At 63.2% G+C, this 21,785-nt stretch carries 21 protein-coding genes, 2 tRNA genes and 1 other RNA gene; 15 read left to right on the forward strand and 9 right to left on the reverse strand.

Annotation, left to right across the window (positions count from 1 at the left end):
• From NVS32_RS03800 to NVS32_RS03825, 6 genes are read left to right on the forward strand one after another with little or no spacing between them, the layout of a single operon-like run.
• Window positions 1–807, forward strand: coding sequence for a purine nucleoside phosphorylase YfiH/LACC1 family protein (locus NVS32_RS03800; RefSeq protein WP_258498749.1), 807 nt, complete (start codon window positions 1–3; stop codon window positions 805–807).
• A 57-nt stretch (window positions 808–864) separates the two neighbouring features.
• Window positions 865–1,596, forward strand: a complete 732-nt coding sequence (locus NVS32_RS03805) for a YggS family pyridoxal phosphate-dependent enzyme (RefSeq protein ID WP_258498750.1) — start codon at window positions 865–867, stop codon at window positions 1,594–1,596.
• 49 nt (window positions 1,597–1,645) lie between these two features.
• Window positions 1,646–2,317 (forward strand): cell division protein SepF, encoded by a 672-nt coding sequence (locus NVS32_RS03810; protein ID WP_258498751.1) that lies wholly within the window; start codon window positions 1,646–1,648, stop codon window positions 2,315–2,317.
• A 5-nt stretch (window positions 2,318–2,322) separates the two neighbouring features.
• Window positions 2,323–3,159: a pyrroline-5-carboxylate reductase gene (gene proC, locus NVS32_RS03815; RefSeq protein ID WP_258498752.1), complete on the forward strand. Its 837-nt coding sequence runs from the start codon at window positions 2,323–2,325 to the stop codon at window positions 3,157–3,159.
• 13 nt (window positions 3,160–3,172) lie between these two features.
• Window positions 3,173–3,436: a YggT family protein gene (locus NVS32_RS03820; RefSeq protein ID WP_059055704.1), complete on the forward strand. Its 264-nt coding sequence runs from the start codon at window positions 3,173–3,175 to the stop codon at window positions 3,434–3,436.
• Window positions 3,437–3,495: 59 nt separating this feature from the next.
• Window positions 3,496–4,200, forward strand: a complete 705-nt coding sequence (locus NVS32_RS03825) for a DivIVA domain-containing protein (RefSeq protein ID WP_258498753.1) — start codon at window positions 3,496–3,498, stop codon at window positions 4,198–4,200.
• 487 nt (window positions 4,201–4,687) lie between these two features.
• On the opposite strand, the gene NVS32_RS03830 is transcribed toward NVS32_RS03825, so the two are convergent.
• On the reverse strand, window positions 4,688–5,038 hold the full coding sequence (locus NVS32_RS03830) for a hypothetical protein (RefSeq protein ID WP_258498755.1): 351 nt from the start codon (window positions 5,036–5,038) through the stop codon (window positions 4,688–4,690).
• Between the two features lie 651 nt (window positions 5,039–5,689).
• Here NVS32_RS03830 and relB point away from each other — a divergent pair.
• Window positions 5,690–5,923 (forward strand): type II toxin-antitoxin system RelB family antitoxin, encoded by a 234-nt coding sequence (gene relB / locus NVS32_RS03835; protein WP_258498756.1) that lies wholly within the window; start codon window positions 5,690–5,692, stop codon window positions 5,921–5,923.
• A gap of 272 nt (window positions 5,924–6,195) precedes the next feature.
• Here relB and NVS32_RS03840 read toward each other — a convergent pair whose 3' ends face one another.
• Together NVS32_RS03840 and NVS32_RS03845 are read right to left on the reverse strand one after the other, a co-directional pair.
• A complete protein-coding gene (locus NVS32_RS03840) occupies window positions 6,196–7,029 on the reverse strand; it encodes a TIGR03915 family putative DNA repair protein (protein WP_258498757.1) in 834 nt (277 codons plus the stop codon).
• A 52-nt stretch (window positions 7,030–7,081) separates the two neighbouring features.
• Window positions 7,082–8,467, reverse strand: coding sequence for a putative DNA modification/repair radical SAM protein (locus tag NVS32_RS03845; RefSeq protein WP_258498758.1), 1,386 nt, complete (start codon window positions 8,465–8,467; stop codon window positions 7,082–7,084).
• Window positions 8,468–9,020: 553 nt separating this feature from the next.
• Here NVS32_RS03845 and NVS32_RS03850 point away from each other — a divergent pair.
• A complete protein-coding gene (locus NVS32_RS03850; protein ID WP_258498759.1) occupies window positions 9,021–9,719 on the forward strand; it encodes a hypothetical protein in 699 nt (232 codons plus the stop codon).
• Between the two features lie 292 nt (window positions 9,720–10,011).
• On the opposite strand, the gene rnpB is transcribed toward NVS32_RS03850, so the two are convergent.
• An RNA gene (rnpB, locus tag NVS32_RS03855) (RNase P RNA component class A) lies at window positions 10,012–10,373 on the reverse strand.
• A gap of 118 nt (window positions 10,374–10,491) precedes the next feature.
• On the opposite strand from rnpB, the gene NVS32_RS03860 reads away from it, so the two are divergent.
• Window positions 10,492–11,028, forward strand: a complete 537-nt coding sequence (locus NVS32_RS03860) for a PTS sugar transporter subunit IIA (RefSeq protein WP_258498760.1) — start codon at window positions 10,492–10,494, stop codon at window positions 11,026–11,028.
• 2 nt (window positions 11,029–11,030) lie between these two features.
• Window positions 11,031–11,681 carry an IMPACT family protein gene (locus tag NVS32_RS03865; RefSeq protein WP_258498762.1) on the forward strand — a complete coding sequence of 217 codons (651 nt, stop codon included), beginning with the start codon at window positions 11,031–11,033 and terminating at the stop codon, window positions 11,679–11,681.
• Window positions 11,682–11,760: 79 nt separating this feature from the next.
• Here NVS32_RS03865 and NVS32_RS03870 read toward each other — a convergent pair whose 3' ends face one another.
• The 3 genes from NVS32_RS03870 to NVS32_RS03880 are packed head-to-tail and all read right to left on the reverse strand — an operon-like array spanning window position 11,761 to window position 15,308.
• Entirely contained in the window at window positions 11,761–12,387 is a 627-nt protein-coding gene (locus tag NVS32_RS03870; protein WP_258498763.1) for an HAD family hydrolase, read from the reverse strand.
• Between the two features lie 53 nt (window positions 12,388–12,440).
• Entirely contained in the window at window positions 12,441–13,901 is a 1,461-nt protein-coding gene (locus NVS32_RS03875) for a C1 family peptidase (protein ID WP_258498764.1), read from the reverse strand.
• 57 nt (window positions 13,902–13,958) lie between these two features.
• Window positions 13,959–15,308 (reverse strand): C1 family peptidase, encoded by a 1,350-nt coding sequence (locus tag NVS32_RS03880; protein ID WP_258498765.1) that lies wholly within the window; start codon window positions 15,306–15,308, stop codon window positions 13,959–13,961.
• A gap of 18 nt (window positions 15,309–15,326) precedes the next feature.
• Between NVS32_RS03880 and NVS32_RS03885 the strand changes: the two genes are divergently transcribed.
• The 5 genes from NVS32_RS03885 to NVS32_RS03905 all read left to right on the forward strand — a co-directional run bounded on the left by NVS32_RS03885 (window position 15,327) and on the right by NVS32_RS03905 (window position 18,333).
• Entirely contained in the window at window positions 15,327–15,956 is a 630-nt protein-coding gene (locus NVS32_RS03885; protein ID WP_258498767.1) for an SDR family NAD(P)-dependent oxidoreductase, read from the forward strand.
• Window positions 15,957–16,415, forward strand: a complete 459-nt coding sequence (locus NVS32_RS03890; RefSeq protein WP_258498768.1) for a MarR family winged helix-turn-helix transcriptional regulator — start codon at window positions 15,957–15,959, stop codon at window positions 16,413–16,415.
• A 212-nt stretch (window positions 16,416–16,627) separates the two neighbouring features.
• A complete protein-coding gene (locus NVS32_RS03895) occupies window positions 16,628–18,025 on the forward strand; it encodes a CCA tRNA nucleotidyltransferase (RefSeq protein WP_258498769.1) in 1,398 nt (465 codons plus the stop codon).
• 137 nt (window positions 18,026–18,162) lie between these two features.
• Window positions 18,163–18,236: transfer RNA gene (locus NVS32_RS03900), tRNA-Gln, on the forward strand.
• A gap of 20 nt (window positions 18,237–18,256) precedes the next feature.
• Window positions 18,257–18,333, forward strand: a tRNA-Glu gene (locus tag NVS32_RS03905).
• A 199-nt stretch (window positions 18,334–18,532) separates the two neighbouring features.
• Here NVS32_RS03905 and sdaAA read toward each other — a convergent pair.
• A complete protein-coding gene (gene sdaAA / locus NVS32_RS03910) occupies window positions 18,533–20,131 on the reverse strand; it encodes an L-serine ammonia-lyase, iron-sulfur-dependent, subunit alpha (protein ID WP_258498770.1) in 1,599 nt (532 codons plus the stop codon).
• A gap of 105 nt (window positions 20,132–20,236) precedes the next feature.
• On the reverse strand, window positions 20,237–21,730 hold the full coding sequence (gene gltX, locus NVS32_RS03915) for a glutamate--tRNA ligase (RefSeq protein WP_032110805.1): 1,494 nt from the start codon (window positions 21,728–21,730) through the stop codon (window positions 20,237–20,239).
• Window positions 21,731–21,785 lie beyond the last annotated feature (55 nt).

A 21,785-nucleotide genomic window follows, 5' to 3' on the forward strand; every position in this document is an offset into this window, starting at 1 on the left:
ATGTCCGAGCCCACGCTCACAAGGTACCAGTCGCACGGCGTGACCCTTCTGGGAGATGCTTCCGTCCCCCAGGGGGTCGCGCTTGCGTTCACGGAGCGCACGGGGGGTGTCTCTACGGGAGGCTGCTCCTCGCTCAACCTGGGGAGTGCCTGCGGAGACGACCCGTCCCACGTGGCCGAGAACCGCCGCCGCGCGCTTTGCGCCCTGGGAGCGGAGTGCTGCGCGGACATGCTCGTGAGCCCGCACCAGGTGCACGGCGACAGGATCGTCACCGTGCGCTCCTCGGACGCGGATGCTGTCCATGCTGCACAGGCTGACGCCGCATCCGGCGCGGATGCGATTGTCTGCACCGCCACCAACGTGCCCGTGCTGCTCTGCTTTGCGGACTGCGTGCCCGTGATTCTCGTGGCCCCTGGCGGCTTTGCCGTGGCGCACTCCGGCTGGCGGGGAACCATCGCGCGGATAAGCGCCAAGGCGGCACATGCCCTTGCGGAGAAGACCGGCTCGCCCGTCTCGCAAGTTCGTGCCTACGTGGGCCCGCACATCGGGCGCGAGGACTATGAGGTCTCTCCCGAGCTCGCCGCGCGCTTCTCGGCGGAGTTTGGGCCTGGCGTAATCTGGGGTGAGCGCAACCTCGACCTGGGGGCTGCCGTCACGGCGGCGCTGGTGGATGCCGGGGTGCCAAGGAGCTCCATCGCCTGCTGCGACGTCTCGACCGCCTCGGCCACCGAGAGGTTCTTCTCGTACCGCGCCGAGCACGGGTCCTGCGGACGGCACGGCGCCCTTGCCGTGATGTGGGGCGAGTAGCGCGGAAGCGCCTGCGTGGGGCGTGGGGTTTCATCAAGGTAATGGGAGCTGGTCTAGATGGATGAGACAGAAGACGAGGGCTATGCGGCGTTTCTCGCCGAGCGCAGGGAGGAGATCCTCCAGCGCATCGCGGAGGCTGCCGCCCGCGCTGGGCGTGACCCGGCGGAGGTGGAGCTTCTCGCCGTCTCAAAGACCGTCGACGTGCCGCAGGTCAACCTTGCCTGGAAGGTGGGATATCGAGCCTTTGGCGAGAACCGTCCCCGGGAACTGGTCCGCAAGCTCAAGGGAATTGCCGCGTACCCCCAGATGGATGGCGCCCGCTTTGACATGATCGGCCACCTGCAAACCAACAAGGTGCGCGAGGTCGTGGGCAATGTGACGCTCATCCACTCGGTGTCGTCGCTCCACCTGGCCGAGGCCATCTCCAAGCGCGGCGTGGGCCACAACGTGACGAGCGACGCACTTCTCGAGGTGAACGTCTCGGGGGAGGAGTCCAAGTCAGGCTTCTCGCCCGACGAGGTCCGCGCGGCGCTCGACGTCATCCTGGCGCTTCCCGCCCTGCGCGTGCACGGCCTCATGACCATGGCGCCGGCGCACGACATGGACGCGGCGAGAAGGACCTTCTCCGGCCTACGCGAACTGCGTGACGAGCTTGCCCGTCGCAGCGGGCTTGAGCTGCCGGTCCTTTCCTGCGGCATGAGCGATGACTTCCCGATTGCGGTCGAGGAGGGCTCCACGATCGTTCGACTTGGCAGAACAGTGTTCGACCCCAGGTACGTTCTGGGTTAATCTGGCAATGGTGCGGGGTGTTGGACCTCGCAAAATGGATGGGGGAATCATGGGCTTCCTCGACAACATCAGGGATCGTTTCCGTAGGGACGACGACTACGACGACTACGAGGACGACTACTACGACGGCGACGACGAGCAGCGCGAGCGCGACCGCGAGCGCGGCTACGGCGACCGCCGCCCCACGGGCAGCGCGACCAAGCTTCTGGGCAACACCTCGCGTCCCGAGGCAGAGAGCGTCTCGGTCTACACGCGCTCTGGCCGCCCGGTGACGCAGAACCCCGCAGCCGGCTATGCCGACCAGCGCGACACGCGTCTGCGCCCCAGCTACGTCGAGCCGCCCGAGCCCACCTATAGGCCCACCTATGAGCCTTCCGCGCCAAGCAGCCCTGCTGCTACCACGGAGATAAACCGCGGCGGCTCCTCCGCGCGCGTGACCTCCGGTCAGCTTCCTCCCTACGTGCTGCGTCCCGTCTCGTACGACGACGTCCAGTCCGTGGTGAGGCGCGTGCGCACCAACCAGCCCGTCATTCTCATCTTCAAGGGCACCAATATCGAGACCGCCAAGCGCATCCTCGACTTCTGCTACGGCCTGAGCTACGGCGTTGCCGGCTCGGTCGAGGCGCTGGGCGACCGCGTCTTTGCGGTGCTGCCGGCGGGCATCGAGCTTACCCAGGGCGACATCGACAAGCTTGTCGCCGACGGCGACCTCGAGGCGTAAGCGCCATGGCCGAGAAGATCGAGCAGGTCATAGGCGTCATTGGCGCAGGCTCCATGGGTGCCGCCATCGCGCGCGGGCTCGTGGCCTCTGGTGCCGCGGCGCCGGCGCACGTTCTTGTCGCCAACCCCTCCGCGGGCAAACTTGCGCCCCTTGCAGAGCTTGGCATCAAGACCTTCACCAGCAACGATGAGCTTCTCGCCCAGGATCCTGATGCGGTTGTGCTGGCGGTGAAGCCGCAGGTGCTGCCTGGGGTCCTCGCGGAGCATACGGAGGGCCTTGCAGGCCGCCTTGTGATCTCAATTGCGGCGGGTGTCTCGGTGGCATCGCTTGAGCGAGCGCTTGAGCACTCCCACGTGGTGCGCGCCATGCCCAACCTGCCCGTGCAGGTACTCTCTGGCGCGACTGCCGTCTGCCCGGGCTCCCGTGCCACCAAGGAGGACCTGGACCTCTCATTGGCGATCTTCTCGGCCCTGGGAAGCGCCGTGGTGCTGCGAGAGGACCAGCTTGACGCCGAAGGCGCCGTGGTTGGCTGTGGGCCCGCGTACGTGGCCCTGCTCGTTGACGACCTCACCCGTGCCGGCGTGGAGCGCGGCCTTCCCGCTGTGGCCTGTCGCGAGCTCGTGCTCTCCACCATGCGCGGCGTGGCGGAGCAGCTCCTGGCGTCGGGCGAGCATCCTCGTGCGTATATGGAGAAAGTGACGTCTCCCGGCGGCACGACGGCCGCGGGTTTGCGGGCGATGGAGTCGGGTATGTTTGAGGTTGCCTGTGCGGGGGTCGACGCGGCATTGCGTCGTACCCGCGAGCTCTCGGAGGCGGCAGGCGACAAGACTACCGACGACTGACAGCGAGGACCACTTGAACTACACGATAGCCAACGTAATTGCCCAGCTCTTCCGCATCTACAACATCCTGATCATCATCTGGTGCGTCCTCTCGTGGATTCCGCGCGGCTCTGGCGTGATCGAGGACTTCCGCGGTGCAATCGGTATGCTCGTGGAGCCGTGGCTTAACATCTTCAGGCGCTTCATTCCGCCGCTCGGCGGTATAGACTTTTCGCCCATTGTGGCGATATTCGCTCTTGAGGCCATAGAGCGCCTGCTTCTGGCTATACTTTTGTAACGTCATTGCCGCTTGGCGGGCGCTGCCCGGGGCGACGAGTCGAAGTGAAAGGGACAAAGATGGCAATCACACCAGCAGATATCGAGCAGCAGACCTTCTCTCCCTCGAAGCACGGCTATGACCCCGAGGAGGTCGACGCCTTCCTCGAGCAGATTTCCAGCGAGGTTGACGCGATGCTGCAGAAGATCGCGGACCTCAAGGGTCGCCTGAACACCGCCGAGCAGCAGCTCTCTGCCTCCCAGGCGCAGGTTGCCAGCCTCGAGGAGCAGCTCAACGCCGCCCCCGAGCGCATGGAGGTTACGACGGTCGCCCCCACCCCCGCGGTGCAGGACGACCTTGCCGCGTCCGAGAGCCAGATCTCTCGCGTGCTTATCGTTGCTCAGCAGAGCGCCGACAAGCTTGTTGCCGACGCTCGCGACAACGCGGAGCGCATCCGCAACGAGGCCGACCAGAAGGCTCGCGAGGTCATTCGCCAGGCACTTGCCGAGAAGCAGAACGAGCTGGACGAGATTGACCGTCTCAAGCAGTCCCGCGAGGACTTCCGCAACGAGTACAAGAAGCTCCTGCAGCACTTTATGGACGACGCGGACTCCGTGTTCCCGCAGCAGCCGCTCTCAACGGCTCCCAACGGCTCTGGTGCGGCGCCTGCGGCGACCCCTGCCGCCCGTCCTGCCGTGAGCGCGCCTGCCGTGCCCGGTGCTTCCGCTGGCTCTATCGCCGCGGGCAACACCTCGTTCCAGACGGACTTCGGCGACCTGGACTAACGGCGCGAGAAACAGCTTTGATGCGATGAGGAGGCCCCAGCGCAGGGGCCTCCTCTTTTTTGTGGGGCGCGTGGCGGCGTCTTTCTCGGCGCGCGTTCTTCTCGCCCGCGCCGGCGGCAGCTCGCAACAAGCTTGAGGGTCGCCGCAACACATTCGATGGTCGCCGCAACACATTCGATGGTTTGGCGCTACACATTCGCATCCGAATCTGTATCCCGTACAGGTCGCCACACATTCGGGTGACGAATGTGTAGCGGCTCAATGCTCGGATAGACACGTCTAGTGGATGCAGACATCAACAATGGTCGCGATATAGCGTCGTATGCCACGTATTAATATTCAGACCTGTCAACTTTGGTCGAAGACCGTTTGCAGGATAGACGGTATCGAGGGAGGAGGGTCAGGGTCACAATGAGTATCTGAAAACAATAGAGCCTCCAATAGGAGGCTCTTGGCGAAGTCAAGCTGCCCCCTACGGGGCGTCCACCTAACGGTAGACATTTTTGGCAAAGCCGTATTTTGACTCGCAGTGCCAATCTGACTGGTAATCAAACTCGTACTTGCGTTCGACGTCTACGAAGTCCTTGCCAGCCACGGTGTACAGCTCGTAGCGGGAGTCCTGCAGCGCGTCGAGCAGCCGCGCCGCCCTGCAGTTGCAGGGCTTCAGGTTCTCGGCCTTGAAGTACTCCACCGACTTGCTGCACTCGTCTACGTGGCTCTGCACCGCGTTCCACTTCTCGGTGGTCCTCGCGTCCTCGGGGAAGTAGAAATCCTTCTTGATGCTTGGGGCCATGAATGCGATTTCCTGGCCGTCGATGGTGTAGGCAGTCTCCTTCATTGCGTTCTCCTCTCATGACTTCTATCTGGTACAATGTGCGTGACACGCCGGACGGGGCGGCATTGCTGGTTGCTGGCCGTCCCGTCCGGCATCGCCTAGCGCTTGGGTCGTTGCCTCGGCCTGGGCGCTTTTTCAGGCGATTGCCCCGTGCTTGGCTTTGGCGGGCGTAGCGTGATTGACACGCTTGTTCGCGTTCCGTCTCTCGCCTTGCCTTGCAGTCGGTATGTCACGCTTGAGACGTGCAATGGACCCTCCTTTCTCTCGCTGGTAGGCGTGTGCCTACCGAGAAACCCGCGCTGCTGCGTGGCCTTCTCGGTAGGTACTTGCTGCTCTAGCCTCTCCACGTCCGGGGTTCGTACCGGCTAGCCGTCATTCATTCGGGCCTTCGTGGTGTCCTATGTCGTTTTGGAGCAGTGCCAATCTGACTGGTAATCAAACCGTGGACGAGTCCGCCGCCGACGCCTTCTCGTTTTGGAGCAGTGCCAATCTGACTGGTAATCAAACGCCGATTACCAGAACCAGTAACTACCCGTGGTTTTGGAGCAGTGCCAATCTGACTGGTAATCAGAACAGGAGCATGACGGCAGCAGCCTTGGTTCCATACAATGCGCCAGTATGCCCTACATGCAACTTCTATCCTAGAGGTGAGACATGACAATACCAATCACGTTAAGGCTTCCAGATGACCTTGCGAAGAGGTATGACCGCCTAGCGAAGGAGACGGGAAGGACCACGTCTTACTACATGACTGCTGCCCTGTCGGACTCTATAGACCAGCTTGAGTACGAGTATGGGATTCTCAAGCAGGTAGAGGACTTTCGCGCTGGGCGGCTTGAGACCTACAGTCTCGACGAGGTTAGAGAAATGCCAAAGCCAGATGCCTAGAATCTAAAGATGGCCATCAGGGAAACTTCGCAACTAGCGTCGATGAAGACCCGCTGTGGTAGCTATGCTCGCCGTTGGGTTGCCCGATGCAAAGATTAGGCTGATGCCCTGACGGCTGATTACAGTCACACGACCTACAAGGTCGCAAGTAGTCTCCTCCTGGCGTTCGATCTGTAGGTGGCATAAGAAAGACTTCGATATCCGTTTTCTTTACAAGCAATGAGTGCGAAATTGGTCTGTGCAACCGTGACCATGCTCTGACAGCATTAATCTCACAACCAACCACCTAGCTCCGGCAGTCCGCGCCAGAATCGCTTGGGCATCCAGGAGGCACGCAGGTCATACCCGCGGCTGGCGGCTCCTCTCCCCGGCAGCTCCATAGCGCGATAGAATCGCTGCCACAGCGCCTGGACAAGCCGTTCTCTCTCGTCTGTCTCGTCCACGCGCGCGACAAGCGTGGCGGCGGTGTCCTCATCGAGACCCACGACGGCGCAGGCGGCATCGCCTGGCTCGTGGAAGATGGCAACCAGGTGCCCAGGATCAACCACCACAAAGCGGTCCTCCCGCATCCGACGCGCAAAGTGCGTGCCCACCAGCGGTAGCGTGTTCTCGTTGGGCTCGAAGACCGAGACAAAGGTCCCATCGGGGAGGCGAGCAAAACGCACAAACTGGCGTGTGTGCTCGCACTCCGAGGAGACACGCTGCACCAGCTTGGCAAACGCCAGCGCCTCTGGTGCCGCAACGTCCTCGTAGAGACGCTTTCCCTCCGAGAAGCCCAAACGCAGGTAGCGATGGACCACCTCGGGCATGTCGCTCTCGTCAGACGCACAGGCGAGAACGACGCGCCGTGCGCAGGTGGTACCGCAGCGCTTCTCGAAGCCTGAGAACACCCGCTTGGCTAGTGCCACAACGGAGTCATCATCCTCGTCTTCAAGCGTCACGATCTTCTCGCCTAGGCGTACCTGAGCTTCATCCGTGGCAACCAGCCGCACGCGATGTGGCTCGGCGTGTGCGAGGTATGTTACGCCCACGGCCGCAAGCACAGATTCCGTGGTGCGCTCGCAGCACACGGCAACGGCCTCGCCGCCTGCGAGTGCGGAGAACACCTCTGTCTTCGCTTGCTCGACGGCACTGCCTGCCGCAGCGGCCTCGCGCGTGCTAGAACAAGCTAAGCTGCCCCTCTGCCTGGCGTCTGGTTGCGTTGTACTTGCTCCCCGCGGCATCGCTCACCACCCTCTGCCTTATGAGTTCCGGATCGAGCGGCGCAGCAAGGTCTCGCTTGCCGCCGCACGTCACGAAATAGCGCGCCCGCTTGAATGCAACGCCAAGCCCCTGCAGGTCATCCACACAGAGGCGTCTGGTTCGCCTGGCTGCGAGGATGCGCCTTGCCCCAACTGGCCCAATGCCGGGAACGCGCAGCAGCGTCTCGAGCGATGCGTCCATGACCTCGACGGGAAATGCGTCCATGTGCGCGAGCGCCCAGGCAAGCTTTGGGTCCACATCGAGGTCGAGCCAGGGGCGGCTGGGCGTTGCCAGCTCGTCTGGCGTGAAGGCGTAGTAGCGCATGAGCCAGTCTGCCTGGTAAAGGCGGTGCTCGCGGCGCAAGGGCACGGGCGTCTCGCGATCTGGCAGGCGACTGTCCTCGACCATGGGCATGTATGCCGAGAAGAAGATGCGCTTGAGCCCGTAGTGGTCGTACAGCGACTTCGAGAGCTGCAGGATGTGGTTGTCGTCCTCGGGGGTGGCACCCACAATGATCTGCGTGGACTGACCTGCCGGCACAAACTTGCGCAGCGCGTTGGGAACAGCGCTCGTGGGCCGTCCAAGCGTATAGCGCGCCCCAACCGAGGTGACCTGCATTCCCTCGGATACGTGGCTGCTCTTTCCCCTGCGACTTCTCGCCAGCGCCTTCTTGCCGGCGGGGGAGTCTAGGAGCGCCTGCTCCTCCGCGTGGCGTGTGGTGGCAATCTGCGCCATGGGGGCCATGACGGAACGGGCATCCTTGTCCGGGCAGAGCGAGGCGAGAGACGCCCTGCTGGGAAGCTCCAGGTTCACGGAGAGCCTGTCTGCAAGGCGCCCCAGGCGGTCCACAAGCTCCGGAGAAGTGCCGGGAATCACCTTTGCGTGCACGTAGCCGTTAAAGCGAAACTCCCCGCGCAGCGCCTTAAGGCAGGCAATCATGCGCTCTGTGGTGTTATGCGGGTTTCCCAGAACGGCTGACGAGAGGAACAAGCCCTCGATGTAGTTGCGCTTGTAGAAGTCCACCGTGAGCTCGGCCAGCTCCCGCGGCTCGAACGTTGCCCTGGGACAGCTGGCTCCGCGACGGTTGACGCAATATGCGCAGTCATAGCTGCAGGCGTTTGACATGAGCACCTTGAGCAGCGTGATGCAGCGCCCGTCTGCCGAGAAGGAATGGCAGAGCCCGCTTGCGCAGACATCGCCCACCATGCCCTCGCGCGGTCCGCGCGTGACGCCGGACGAGGTGCACGCAGCGTCAAAGCGCGCCGCCTCGGCGAGAATCCCCAGCTTGGTGAGCTTGTCCATGGCACCTCCCGGATGACTCGATAACAGAACGAATGTTCCATGACAGTCTACATCACCCCCATGACTAGCACAAGTGTTCTAAGATGATGTCATAGCGACGTGCAGCCTTGAATTACGTTCCGCTTCGACTTCACGGTTTCGTCGTCACTGCCATGAATCAATGCCCCTATCTAACTGGCTTTTCTTAAATCTGTGACAGCTGTCTGCCTGTGAGTGATCCGAAGAATGGCAGAGAAGTGCAAGCACGTCCTGCTACCCTCTCCGACAACCGAGGAAAGGGGCTGGCATGGGGCTGTACTTGGGACATGAGTCGGCATTGCGATATTGGCTTACAAAAAGGGGAGACGAGTGTCTCCCCGATTGTTCGCCCGATACGAGCCTCGCTCATGCGACGGCAAATAAAGGCGAGATCATCTCGAGCCCACTGCCGTTTGGATGTTCTGAAGAACGTCCGCTCCACCTGCTCCTGCCAGGCAAGGGTGGGCGAAGGTCAAATCCTGGGGTGCGGGAGCATCAACTCTCGTCCGTATTGCCCAGGGGTTCCTTTCAATCGTTGGCGGGTACGGTTAGGGTGGCGTCTCCCGAGCTCACCTATCTATTGATGGCTCAGAGCCGGGGCATTCAGGAGCTTGCCGTCATTGGGTGCTATCTCTGTGGGGGATTCTCTATCTCGGATGAGGGGAGGGGCTACACTGGGCCTCGAGATCCCCTTGCTACTCCAGAGAACTTATCGGCATTCCTGGATCTCATGCCTGGGGCATATGGGCTCAACAAGGCACGCCGTGCTCTGCGATATGTTGTTCCAAACACGGCATCACCAATAGAAACCCTGCTTGCGCTAACGAGCTCGCTCCCTCCAATGCTGGGCGGGAGGACGATGCCTCAAGTGGCTGCGAACCAGCGAATTGTTGTACCGGAAAGGCTGCAGAATCTGATGGCGACTGATGAGCTGTTTGGTGACCTGTACTATGCGTCGGTGAAGGGAGACATCGAATACGACAGCTACGACTTCCATACAGGCAGATATCGCCTCGATCATACGAGCACGCGTCGGAACGTAATCGAAGCAGCGGGGATAAAAGTGGTTTCTGCGACGTGGGGGCAGATAAAGACGTTCGGGCTGTACCAAGACTTTTGGTGGCTCGTTGAGAACAATTTTGGGATTAGACATAAAACATTTAATAAAAAGCAGCTGTTAGCTCAAGAGGCACTATATTGCATGCTTACAAACCCGCAGTTTCAGCTCTTTTGATGCCAGCCGTTCGGGTGCTGGAAGAGGGGCCCTCTGCATGAAAATCGACATTGACGGCCCATTTCCGGCGAACCATCGAGTACGAATGTACTAACTTTTTGAGGAACAGCAGGTAGAAAAATGGCACTCACGGGGTGATACTAAGCGAAGTCCCGAATTTGGGCCGTCAAAGTCGATTTTTGCGCAGTGCCTCACTCCGGAGGCTAGGCAATCCTTGAGATTCGGGAAGTGCCTGTCAATAGACTTGCTTGGATGCATCGAAGGGCTGCCGGTTGCTCATCCTGAGCAAATAGTGCGAAGTGGGCCTATGAGCCGGGTTCTGTCGTGGACGATCATTTATCTACGAACGCCGTTGCCGGCGCCCTCTAGCGCGCAACCCGAGCGCGGTGCGGGCCACACCATAGCGCTCCTATTTGCGTTTGCTCCGGAAGGGGCTTGCCAAGCCGCCGTGTTGCCACGACGCTGGTGGTCTCTTACACCACCGTTTCAGCTTTTCTCTCACCCGCCGAGGCGGGCAGCGGGAGTCTTCTTTTCTGCGGCGCTTTCCGTCGGGTCACCCCGCCTGGCCGTTAGCCAGCTTCCTGCCCTGTGGAGCCCGGACTTTCCTCATGGCCTGCGGCAAGCCGCCGGCCCCGCGATCGTCTGACCCACTTCGCAGGGGAGATTCTAGCACGATGGCGCCTGTCGTCGTGCAGCGCAATTACAATGACGGGGTATCCTGCACAAGGTATGTATGCACGAGGGGCGCAGCGCCCGGGGGGAGGTCGTTTGCATGGGGATCTTTGACAGGCTCTCGCGCGGGAGGCGCACGGCGACGGAGGTACCCCGTGCCATTTCCGCCTCTGCGGAGCCTGGCGGTGTTCTCGCTCCGGTTGATGGCGTTGCAACGCCGCTCTCCCAAGTGTCTGATCCAGTCTTCGCACAGGGGATGCTGGGTCCGGGTATGGCCGTCAAGCCCTCCGGAAACGTCATATATGCGCCGGTCGCGGGCACAGTCACGTCTGCCGTGGATACCGGGCACGCCCTGGGGCTCACCTCTGGCGACGGCATGGAGGTGCTCATCCACATTGGTGTCGACACCGTCGAGATGCGCGGTGATGGCTTTAACGTGCTGGTCGAGAAGGGTGACCACGTTGAGGCTGGTGCGCCACTCATCACGTTTGACGTCGAGAAGATTCGTGCCGCCGGGCATGATGATATGGTGATGGTCTCTGTGATGAACGCATCTGGCAAGGCTATGCCTGCCGTGGCCGCGGGCGTGCGGGTTCGCGCAGGGGAGCCCCTCTTTAGCCTGGAAGGTAGGGCATAACGGTGGGGGAGACGTTACGGTCCGGCTATCTCACTCTTACGAATGGCGCCGAGGTCACGGGCGAGTTCGAGGACCGTCGCAGCCGCTTTATCGCGCAGCTTGTGCATGTGTCGAGCGAGGCCGAGGCAAACGCCTTCATCGAGAAGGTGCGCTCGCGCCATCATGACGCCCGACACAACGTGCCGGCTTGGGTTCTTGCGGACGGTCGGGAGCGCTGCTCGGACGATGGCGAGCCAAGTCGCACGGCAGGCATGCCTACTCTCGAGGTGCTCCACGGTGCCGGCCTTAGGGATGTGTGCTGTGTGGTGACCCGCTACTTTGGTGGGACGCTCCTTGGGCCTGGCGGCCTTGTTCGAGCCTATACGGCGGCCACGCAGGCGGCGGTTGAGGAGGCCCATGCGACAGGCGTCATCGTCGAGATGACGCTGGTGACGCGCGTAGTGGTGCAGATTCCATACTCAGCCTACGATCGTCTCACGCGCATGGTGGCAGATGCCGGCGGACGCGTGCGAGACTCCGTATTTGCCGAGGACGTGCAGCTTACCTGCGCTTTCCATACGGGGGACGAGGAGGCCTTTGTCGCCGCGGTGACCGACTTTGCCAACGGCGATGACATCTGCCACGTGGGAGAGCCGGGCTTCGCCGAGTTCTAGTATGCACAGAAGCGCCCCTTGGCCATGCGGCCGAGGGGCGCAGTTGAATCGATTGGGTGTGGCAGGCTGCGAAATTGGCTCAGAACCTAAGGCCAAGCCCGTCGAGGTAGCCCTCTAGCTCCTGTGCGCTTGTGAACTGGTGTGCCTGCATGCCGGCGACCCTGGCACCCGCCACGTTGTCCGCGTTGTCGTCCACAAAGAGGCAACTTGCTGGATCAAGGCCATAGCGCTCGCAGAGCACCAGGTAGATTGCTGGATCTGGTTTCATGATGCGCTCGAACGCCGAGACTACCCAGCCGTCCATATGAGGGAAGGAGGGAATGCGGTCTTTCTGTCTCCAAAAGCGCGTGCCCGCGTTGGAGAGCACGTAGCAGCCATACCCCGCGGCGTGCAGCCGCTCGACAACGGCGTTTGTCTCCACGAAGACGGGTTGGTGCTCGTGCCAGTGCACCATGCACTCGTGCAGGTTGGGCCAGAGCCGCTGGGGAAGCCTTGCCTGGGCCATGCGCTCGATGGTGTCCTCGCTTATGGCACCTGCGTCGAGCAGCGGCCACGCGGGGCTCGCGAAGAGCGCCGCGTTGAGTGCCGCGGCGTCCTCCTCGTTGGCAGTGAAGACGTGCGAGAACAGCGGACCATTGAAGTCGAGAAGCACGCCGCCCATGTCAAAGACGATGTTTCGAACGGGGGTGTCCTGTGATGTAGCCATATCTCCTCCAATGGTCCGCACTGTCCGCATTGCGTGCGAGAAACCTCGCAGCCCTACGACCTCACGCCGAGACCGGCCGCAACGCCGTCCCATGGCTCGACGTCGACTGCCTCCGTCTTGTCCCACAGCTCGAGGACGTCTGCGGGGACGAACTTGCGCATGACCGTCACGGCGCCGCCATAGGTGCGGAACCAGTCGGCGCTCATGTAGAGGTAGCCGTCCTTGCAGGAGTCCTTGCCCCAGCTGTTCTCGACGCGCCAGGCAACGGGCTTGCCCGCGTCGTCCAGCTCCACGCCCTGGAAGGTCATGGCGTGGGTGAGGGAGGTCTCGCGCACGTCGAGCATGTCCTCGCGGCTCATCTTGAGGCCAACGCCAAAGAGGCCCTCGAGGTCGAGGCCGTCGGTTGCCAGTACGCCGGGGAAGTCCTCGATGTGGCGCGGGAACTCCTGCATGACGTCGGCGTCCATGCCCACGGGCACGCCCGCCTTGAGACTGGCGATGGCGGCCTGCTCCAGCACTTCCTGCGACATGTTGAGGAAGCGGTTGGGGGTGCCGCCAACCATGGGCTCCTCGAGCAGGACGTGCCACGCCGTCTTCCAGGGGCGAGAGCCACCTGGCATGCAGACCAGCTGCACATAGTCATTGGGGTCGAAGGGAACATAGCGCTCGGCGAACTCGCGCGGGGTGATGCCGGCGTCGCGAAGCAGCATACGGGTGTCCTTCTCGGCATCCTTGGCGTCTGCGGCGGCTTCCTTCTCGGGGTCGTCCTTGGGGAGGATTGGCGTGAGCTTTGAGGCGTCTACCTTGGCCTTCTTGCCAACCTTGACCTCAAGGTCAAAGGTCGCGGGCGGCTCGCCCAGGCACACGGAGAGCATGCGGTAGACGTCGGCCATGCAGGCGTCCTTCTTGGCAGCAAGCTCGTCGGCGCTGGCGCCCGCGCGATGAGCACGGCGAATGTCCGCGGCGGCACGGCGCAGCAGTCGATCGAGCTGGGCGTCCATCTCGGCGGAGCTCTTGGTGCAGGCCGTCTCGGGCATCACGTCCTTGGGGACAAGGCCCCACTTGGCAATGAGGTCCATGGCCTCGAAGTAGTAGCCGCCGTCGCTCATGCCCCACTCGAGCACGTGGTCAAGCTCTCGGTCGTTGTCAGGGCGGTCGACCAGCGCAATCACGTGGTCGAGCATGGCGTTGGCCTTCTCGAGCTTGTCGTAGAACATGCCAAATGCCTGCGAGAACTCAAAGGAGTCCACGTCGAGCAGGTTCATCGTGGCAGCGCGAGCTACGTTGAAGGCCGAGAACATCCAGCAGCGGCCGCTCTGGCGCTGGTTGGTGACCTCGCCGGTGCGCTTGATGGAGACGCCGTAGGTGTCGTGGTAGGTCCGCATGCGTGTGTAGTCGCGCGCGGCGGCCATCACGTTCATGGAGGTCACGGCGTTTCTCGCAACGCGGTTGGCGCGCTCGGCCCCAAAGGCCGCCCCCTGCTCGCGCGCCCAACTCGTATCAATACTTCCCATGTGGTTCCTTCCCGATGAGACAAAGGGACAGTCCCTTTGTCTCATTCATTCTTGTTGTTACGCCAACGAGCCCATGGGGTCCCATGGCGCAAGCACAGTGGGCTCCTCGGTCTCGTAGGTATGGCGCTCCTCCTCGGTGAGGTACTTCTTGTCAACAACGACCTGGTAGACGTACTCGTCAAACCATGCGTCGGACAGCGTGTCAAAGCCGTCGCGCCCGTGGTCCTTGCCCCAGGAGTTCTCCACCTTCCAAAGCGTGGGCTCGCCCTTCTCGTCCAGGCGCACGCCCTCGAGCACCATGGCGTGGGTCATGAGGCTCTCGCCGTAGTCCAGGCGCTCGGCCTTGTCCATGTTGCCCTCCACGGGGAAGCCAAAGAGTGCGTCCACGTCGAGCGCCGCGGTGTCCATGATGCCCTCGTCGCGCAGGTAGCTCTGGATAACGTCGCAGCCAAACCACACGGGCAGGTTGTCCCTGAGCTGCGCGATCGCCACGCGCTTGAGCTCTGTGGGCGGGAGGTTGAGGTAACGCACGCCGTGGTCCTCGAAGACGTTGCCCAGCCTGCTCACGGTGTAGGTGTGGCCAAAGGGCTTGTCGGCCGTGGGCGCGCTGATGAGCGACACATAGGCGTCCACGTCCATGTCAACTGCGGTCGAGAAGAACTCCTTGGGCGTGAAGGTGCCGGTGAGCACGAGCTTGTCGTCCTTGTCGCGCAGGCGCACGGGGAAGCTTGCGGGCGGCTCTCCCAGACAGACGGCCAGCAGGTGGTAGACCTCGTCCATCATCTCCTTCTTCATGGAGCGCAGGTCGGCCATCTCGACGCCGGCCTCGTGGCTCTGGCGCAGGCGCTTGGCAGCACCGCGCAGGTAGCGCGTGAGGTAGCGGTCCATGTCGCTGGTGTTTCTCGAGCAGGCGGTCTCGGGCATGGCCTCCTTGGGCACCACGCCGTACTTCTTCACGAGGCTGCGGAACATATCCCACTGCCCGCCGTCGCCGATGGGGTCGGTGAGCAGGAACGACACCAGGCGGCCGTCGAGAGGCTCGTCAAGTGTGTCGAGGATGTTCTCGAGGAACCAGTTGCTCTTCTCGAGCTTGTCCCAGAAAAGGGGATAGGCCTGCGAGAGCTCGAAGGTCTTGAGGTTGTACTTCTTGATGACGCGGTAGCGCATGGTGTTGAGGCTTGCGAACATCCAGCAACGGCCGGAGCGCTCCTGGTTGCACCTCTCGCCCTGCGTGACCTCGATATCGAACCCCAGCGCGTTTGTGGCGACGCCCTCGGGGCGGCGCGCGGCGGCGCGGATGCCGCTGGCGGTGACGGCGTTCTTTGCGACGGCGTTCACGCGCTCGGACGAAAAGTTCTCGTGCGAGGCAGCGAGGTCGTCAGCGGTGATGCTGGTCAGGTCGTCCATCTTTCCTCCTGATGTTTCATGGTTTGCGCAACATATTCCGCATCGAAGCATATCACGCGTGCGTACCTGACGGACACGGCGCGAGACCATGGCAGCATCGACGTTCTCGTGAACAACGCCGCCGGCGTCGGCCTCAAGGATGGTCGCGTGGACGAGATTTCGCTTGAGGACTGGGACGCGATGTTTGCCTCCGGCGTCCGTGGCACTTTCTATGCGATCAAGGCGGTCCTGCCGTACATGCGCGCCGCGGGCGGCGGCTCGATTGTGAACATTGGGTCCATGGCGTCCATCTCGGGTGACCTGGGCTCCACTGCCTATGCCTGCAGCAAGGCGGGCGTGGACATGCTCACCTCCTCCGTGGCCCTGCAGTATGGCAAGGAGAACATTCGCTGCAACTGCGTTCGACCGGGGCTTATCGTGACCCCGCAGAACGAGGCGCACGTTCCGCAGCAGCTCAAGGACGTCTTCCTGAGCAACATCGAGGTCAATCGCTACGGAAGCCCCGCGGACATCGCGCATGCGTGCACGTACTTTGCCTCCGACGAGAGTGGCTACGTTACCGGACAGGTTATCAATGTGGATGGTGGCTTGAACTCGCACGCCCCCACTGTGGCTCAGTTCCGCTCGGCCGGATCGAGGACCTGGTAGATGCCTAAGAGTGAACCTGGTGAGGCCGGCGTGGCGAACGCCGGCCTCTCGCCTACGTACCGCATGCGCGTTGCCTTCGAGGGTAAGATTGTGGCGCCGTACCGAGATACGTATCGTGGGGAGCTCGGTCAGGCGCAGGTGGAGCTGCTGGAACTGCTGTACATGCGCGGCACTATGCACCAGTATGAGCTGGTAAACGAGCTGCGCACCTCTAAGCAGCACGTTTCGAAAATGACCTCACGGCTGGAGCAGATGGGCTATGTCGCGAGGAGCGTGGATGACGCTGACGCGCGAGGCCACGTTGTTGTGTTGACCGATGCCGGCCACGCGTATGTCGGTCGGCACATCGCGGAAGGCTCCAAGCGGGCGCGCGAGTTGTATTCGCATCTAAGCGATACGGAACGCAGGGAGCTCGACCAGGCAATGCTCACGGTTGCCCGGCTGCTCGAGAAGGCATAGAGGGTGGGCGTGCGTGCGTCGCTCTGCTCCATAACCTCACACGTGTTGTTTCTTATTTTATTATTTCTGGTGTACAACTGGGATTTTCTTGCCATTGATAAAACAAGAAACAACACGTGTGAGGTTCTTTGGCCAAACGGCAAACGGCCATTTCGCCGACGCGCTATACTCGGCGAGAAAGAAACCCAACGCCCAGAGCAGGGAGGATGCGCATGCGGACCGTGCGAGTCGTACCCGCATACCCCGTGCCGGACTATGGCCTGCGTGTCCTGCGCGCACTCGAGGACGCTGGCTTCGAGACGTGGGTCGTTGGCGGCTGGGTGCGCGACGCGCTTCTCGGCGCGCCGATGCATGACGTAGACGTGACGACCTCCGCACCCTGGCAGGAGACCGAGCGCGTGCTTCGCGCTGCAGGCATCGAGGTGCACGAGACGGGCACTGCCCACGGCACCGTGACCGCCGTGATAGACGGACAGCCCGTCGAGGTGACAACCTATCGCGTCGAGGGCACCTACTCGGATCGCCGCCACCCCGACGAGGTGCGCTTTGTCCGGGACGTGCGAGAAGACCTTGCGCGGCGCGACTTTACGGTGAATGCCATGGCCTACCACCCGGATCGCGGGCTTCTCGACCTCTTTGGCGGGCGAGAAGACCTTTCGCGCGGGGTGGTGCGCGCGGTGGGGGATCCGTACCGGCGTTTTGAGGAGGACGCGCTGCGCGTTCTTCGTGCTGTGCGCTTTGCCTGTCGTCTGGGGTTTGAGGTCGAGCCACGCACGCAGGCAGCGCTTGTGGCGTGTGCCCCAGAGCTTGACGGAATTGCGCGCGAGCGCGTGGGTCAGGAGATGGACGGCATCGTTGCCTCCGGGCACGTCTCGTGGGCGCTGAATAACGAGTTCGACGTGCTTGCCCGAGCCGTGCCCGCGCTCATTCCCATGCGGGGCATGGACCAGCGTAGTCCCTACCACGCCTACGATCTACTGGAGCACACCGCTCGCGTGTGCGCCGGCGTCGAGGCGTTTTCCGGCGGCGCCCCCATGCAGGCGCTCAGGTGGGCGGCGCTTCTCCACGATGCGGGCAAGCCCATGTGCGCGTCCGTCGACGAGAATGGCCGTGGGCACTTTCGCGATCACCAGCGCGCGGGCGCAATCCTCTGCAAGGATGCGCTCCTCGGGCTTGCTCTACCGCACGAGGTTGCTGACCGAGCGGCAGCTCTCGTTAGGTATCACGACCGACATCTCTCGGCTTCTCCGGCTGGCGTGCGTAGGCTCCTGCGGCGGCTTGACCAGGCGCGGCCCGGCGAGGCGCCTGCGCTTGCCTACCAGCTGCTCGACCTGCAGCGCGCCGATGCCATCGCAAAGGCGTGGCCCTGTGCTCAGCGTGCGGTTGAACTGGACGTGTTTGAACGAGCCCTCTCTGGGGAACTTTCGCGCGGGACGGCGTTTCGTGTGCGCGACCTGGCGGTTGGCGGGGGAGACGTGATGCGCGCGCTGGGCGTTGCCCCTGGGCCCGAGGTGGGCCAGGCACTCTCGGCGCTCCTTGACGATGTGATCTACGGACGTGTCGAGAACAGCCGGGAAGCCCTTCTCGCTTGGCTATATGAGAAGCGCTAGCGCAGACATTTTTGCAGGTAAGGGCTGGTTGTGCGCATTAATCTTGCGAGACGAGAAAAAAGTTCAAATTGAGGCTTGCAAAGACGTTGGGTATGCCGTAAAGTATCTTCTCGCGTTGAGACAGGACAGACATTAATTGGGATGTCGTCTAGCGGTAGGACAGCGGATTCTGGTTCCGTCAACGGGAGTTCGATTCTCTCCATCCCAGCCACTGTCCTCACAACTGAATATGGCCCGTTCGTCTAGCGGCCTAGGACGCCGCCCTCTCAAGGCGGAGATCAGCAGTTCGAATCTGCTACGGGCTACCAAGAAACCGCAGGTCATCGGCTATGCCGGTGGCCTGTTTTCGTGTCAAAAGGAACAGGGCTCGTACACTTGGCGCCCAATGAATCTTTGCTTGGGGTCCCAAGGCCTGTCTCTCGGCGCGCTCTATGAAGAAATGCCCTCCCCGGCGCACAGTCTCTGGTGCCGTCACAGCACCCAAGTGCCCCACGTCGGCTCTGGCCCCTATGCGCATGCGCCGCAGGCGCCGCATCCTCCACGCGCCGTGGGTGTGGCAGCAAGCCCGCCCTCTGCTGTCTCGCGCAGCGTTGGCGGAAGCGCTGCCCCAACTGATGCCATCGCATCCACGACCTCGTCAAACGGAATGGGGCATCCCACGCCCGAGAGCGCCAGCTGTGCCGAGCTCATCGCGCACGCCACGCCCATCGCGTTTCTCGCCTGGCAGGGGAACTCCACCATGCCGCCCACGGGGTCACAGACCAGCCCCAGCGTGTTCGCAATCGCAAGCGACGCAGCATCCAGGCACTGCGCGGGCGTGCCGCCGAGAATCTCCACCAAGGCGCTTGCGGCCATGGCAGAAGCTGTGCCAACCTCGGCCTGGCAGCCGCCCTCGGCGCCCGCGACCGTCGCGTTGGTCGAGACAAGCGCCCCCACGGCGGCGGCGTTCCACAGCGCGCGCCTGATGGCGGCATCCTCCGCGCCCGTGGCCTCTGCGCAGGCGAGAAGCGCTCCGGGCACCACGCCCGCGCTTCCGGCCGTGGGAGCGGCCACAATGACGCCCATCGTGGCCGAGCGCTCGAGCGTTGCCATGGCAAACGCCGTCGCTCGCGTGAGCGCGGTTCCCAAAAGTGCCCCAGCAAGTCCGTCCCCGCCTGCGCAGGCAGCAACACTTGCTGCCTGCCCGCCGAGGAGCCCGCCCAGCGATGCCTTGGGCCGCGCGATGGCCTCGGTCGTCTCGCTGCGCATGACCTCGAGCACGCGGGCCATGGCGGCGTCGGGGGAGTGGGGACCGGTCGAGTCACCAGCAAGCTCCGCCTCGCGTGCGCGCATGAGCTCGCCAATCGAGAGCTGTCGTGCGCCGCAGGCGGCAAGCAGCTGCGACCCGCTTGCAAACGAAAGACCTGACTCCACGGGTGCGCTTGCGCCGGCCGCGCCGGGAACGTTTACCTGCGTAGCAAACTCAACATGGTCGGTTGCGCCGAGAAGCTCGAGGAGGCGTGCCCCCACGGGCTCATCTACCTCGAAGACCGTGTACGCCTTGCCGCCGCGCTCCTCCCGGAAGGTGCTCATGGTGGCTATGTTCACGTTGGCCGTCGAGAGCGTCCGCGTGAGCGCCGCAAGCACGCCGGGCAGGTCGCGGTGCTCAACGAAGATGGTGGGCATGTCGCCGGCGATGCTCACGCGAACGCCATCGATGCTGCTTACGCGTACGCGCCCGCCGCCAAGCGACTCGCCGGTGACCGAGATGGAAGACCCGCCCTCGCACTCCATGCGAATCTCGACAGTGTTGGGGTGAAGCCCCTCGTCACGGCCCCCTTCGGTGATGGTAAAGCCGAGGCCGGCCTCCCGAGCCAGCTCGAAGGAGCGCCTCACGCGGATGTCTGCCGGTCCAAGCCCCAGAATGCCAGCGACAAGCGCGCGGTCTGTCCCGTGGCCCAGGTGCGTGCGCGAGAACGAGTTGTACAGGACAAAGTCCACGTGGCAGATGGGTGCGGGCGCAAGCGAGCGCGCTACCAGTGCAATTCTCAGCGCGCCTGCGGTGTGTGAGGAGGACGGACCCACCATGATGGGGCCAAGCACCTCGAACGCTGACATCGTGACCATCGTCGCTCCTCTCGCCTCGAACCCATTCTTGTCCACGCATTGCCGCCGGCAGCGGCGCCGATAAGAGCGCGCCCGGGGCGAGTGACCGCTCCGGGCGCACCGGTCCTACTCTGCTGCGATACCCTCCGCGCGCCTGAGTCGCGCGAGCGTGCAGTCACGCCCGAGAAGCTCGAGCGACTCGCCTAGCGGAGGCGAGACCTGGTTGCCACAGGCGGCTACGCGTACGGCCCCAAAGAACTTGCGCTTGGAGGCACCAAGCTTCTCCGGCAGTGCCTCGAGCGCGGCGTTGATGGCGTCGGCGTGCCACGCGGCACTGTCAAGCGCCTCGAGCGCCTCGGTCGCAGCGGTCACAAAGCCGCGAGCGCCGGCCTTGGCCAGGTTCTTCTCGACGGACTTCTCGTCCAGCTCGACCTCGTTGCCCTGGTAGAGGAAGCGAGCCTTCTCTACCACGTCTGGCGCCACCACGGTGCGGGGCTTCAAGATGGAGGAGAGCAGGTCGTACCAGGCGTCATCGTGCGCCAGGTCGCCCTCGGCAGCCTCGAGACCCGCGGCGCGAAGCTCCGGCACAAGCACGCGCTCGGAGAACTCGTGGTCGCTCATGGCCAGGTAGTAGGCCTGGTTGATGGCATCGAGCTTCTTGGGGTCAAACGTCGAGGGGTTCTTCGAGACGTGGTCGAGCGAGAACTCGCGTGCCAGCACGTCGCGCGGCACGATGGTGGTCTCGCCGTCGAGCGACCAGCCGAGAAGCGCCAGGTAGTTCACGAAAGCGTCGGAGAGGTAGCCGGCGTCGCGGTACTCCTCGACCGAGGTCGCGCCGTGGCGCTTGGAGAGCTTCTTGCCGTCTGGCCCCAGAATCATCGAGATGTGCGCGAAGGTGGGCACGGGTGCACCCAGGGCCTCGTAGACCATGATCTGGCGCGGCGTGTTGGAGAGGTGGTCGTCGCCACGGATGACGTGCGTGATGCCCATCATGGCGTCGTCCACCACGGTGGCAAAGTTGTAGGTGGGGGTGCCATCGGAGCGGAAGATGATGAAGTCGTCCAGCTCGCGGGCGTTGAAGGTCACGTCACCGTGGACCGCGTCGTGCACTACCACGTCGCCGCGGTCGAGAGGGACCTTGATGCGCAGGGTGTAGGGCTCGCCCGCGTCGATGCGGCGCTTGGCCTCGGCGGGGTCAAGGTCGCGGCAGGTGCGCTGGTAGCCCTGGAAGGGGTCGTGGCGCGCCTCTGCGGCGGCCTTGTCGGCCGCGAGCTTCTCGGGCGTGCAGAAGCACGGATACGCCTTGCCCTCGTCCCACAGGCGCTGTGCGGCGTCGCGGTAGAGCTGCATGCGGTCGGTCTGGCGGTAGGGGCCGTAGTCGCCGCCCACCTCGGGGCCCTCGTCCCAGTCGAGTCCCAGCCAGCGCATGGCGCGCAGGATGATCTGAGTGTTCTCCTCGGTCGAGCGGGTTGGGTCAGTGTCATCGATGCGCAGGATGAAGGTGCCGTGGTTCGCGCGGGCAAATGCCCAGTTGTAGATTGCGGTGCGAGCGCCGCCCACGTGGAGCTTGCCGGTGGGGGAGGGCGCAAAGCGCACGCGCACGTGTCTGTCTTCTGCCAAGGTGGTGCCTCTCGTTAGTCTCTTGCTGCCGTGCATTCAGCGTCCCAGTATAGAC

Origin of the sequence: Tractidigestivibacter montrealensis, assembly GCF_024741235.1 — a bacterium.
Taxonomy (GTDB): Bacteria; Actinomycetota; Coriobacteriia; order Coriobacteriales; family Atopobiaceae; genus Tractidigestivibacter; species Tractidigestivibacter montrealensis.

Excerpts from the sequence above, each read along its gene's own strand:
- sdaAA (WP_258498770.1), bottom strand. The coding sequence starts at position 20,131 with ATGGTCACGATGTCAGCGTTCGAGGTGCTTGGCCCCATCATGGTGGGT.
- NVS32_RS03860 (WP_258498760.1), top strand. The coding sequence starts at position 10,492 with ATGGGGATCTTTGACAGGCTCTCGCGCGGGAGGCGCACGGCGACGGAG.
- NVS32_RS03845 (WP_258498758.1), bottom strand. The coding sequence starts at position 8,467 with ATGGACAAGCTCACCAAGCTGGGGATTCTCGCCGAGGCGGCGCGCTTT.
- NVS32_RS03830 (WP_258498755.1), bottom strand. The coding sequence starts at position 5,038 with ATGAAGGAGACTGCCTACACCATCGACGGCCAGGAAATCGCATTCATG.
- NVS32_RS03890 (WP_258498768.1), top strand. The coding sequence starts at position 15,957 with ATGCCTAAGAGTGAACCTGGTGAGGCCGGCGTGGCGAACGCCGGCCTC.
- NVS32_RS03875 (WP_258498764.1), bottom strand. The coding sequence starts at position 13,901 with ATGGGAAGTATTGATACGAGTTGGGCGCGCGAGCAGGGGGCGGCCTTT.
- NVS32_RS03870 (WP_258498763.1), bottom strand. The coding sequence starts at position 12,387 with ATGGCTACATCACAGGACACCCCCGTTCGAAACATCGTCTTTGACATG.
- NVS32_RS03810 (WP_258498751.1), top strand. The coding sequence starts at position 1,646 with ATGGGCTTCCTCGACAACATCAGGGATCGTTTCCGTAGGGACGACGAC.
- NVS32_RS03880 (WP_258498765.1), bottom strand. The coding sequence starts at position 15,308 with ATGGACGACCTGACCAGCATCACCGCTGACGACCTCGCTGCCTCGCAC.
- NVS32_RS03800 (WP_258498749.1), top strand. The coding sequence starts at position 1 with ATGTCCGAGCCCACGCTCACAAGGTACCAGTCGCACGGCGTGACCCTT.
- NVS32_RS03805 (WP_258498750.1), top strand. The coding sequence starts at position 865 with ATGGATGAGACAGAAGACGAGGGCTATGCGGCGTTTCTCGCCGAGCGC.
- proC (WP_258498752.1), top strand. The coding sequence starts at position 2,323 with ATGGCCGAGAAGATCGAGCAGGTCATAGGCGTCATTGGCGCAGGCTCC.
- relB (WP_258498756.1), top strand. The coding sequence starts at position 5,690 with ATGACAATACCAATCACGTTAAGGCTTCCAGATGACCTTGCGAAGAGG.
- NVS32_RS03825 (WP_258498753.1), top strand. The coding sequence starts at position 3,496 with ATGGCAATCACACCAGCAGATATCGAGCAGCAGACCTTCTCTCCCTCG.
- NVS32_RS03895 (WP_258498769.1), top strand. The coding sequence starts at position 16,628 with ATGCGGACCGTGCGAGTCGTACCCGCATACCCCGTGCCGGACTATGGC.
- NVS32_RS03885 (WP_258498767.1), top strand. The coding sequence starts at position 15,327 with ATGGTTTGCGCAACATATTCCGCATCGAAGCATATCACGCGTGCGTAC.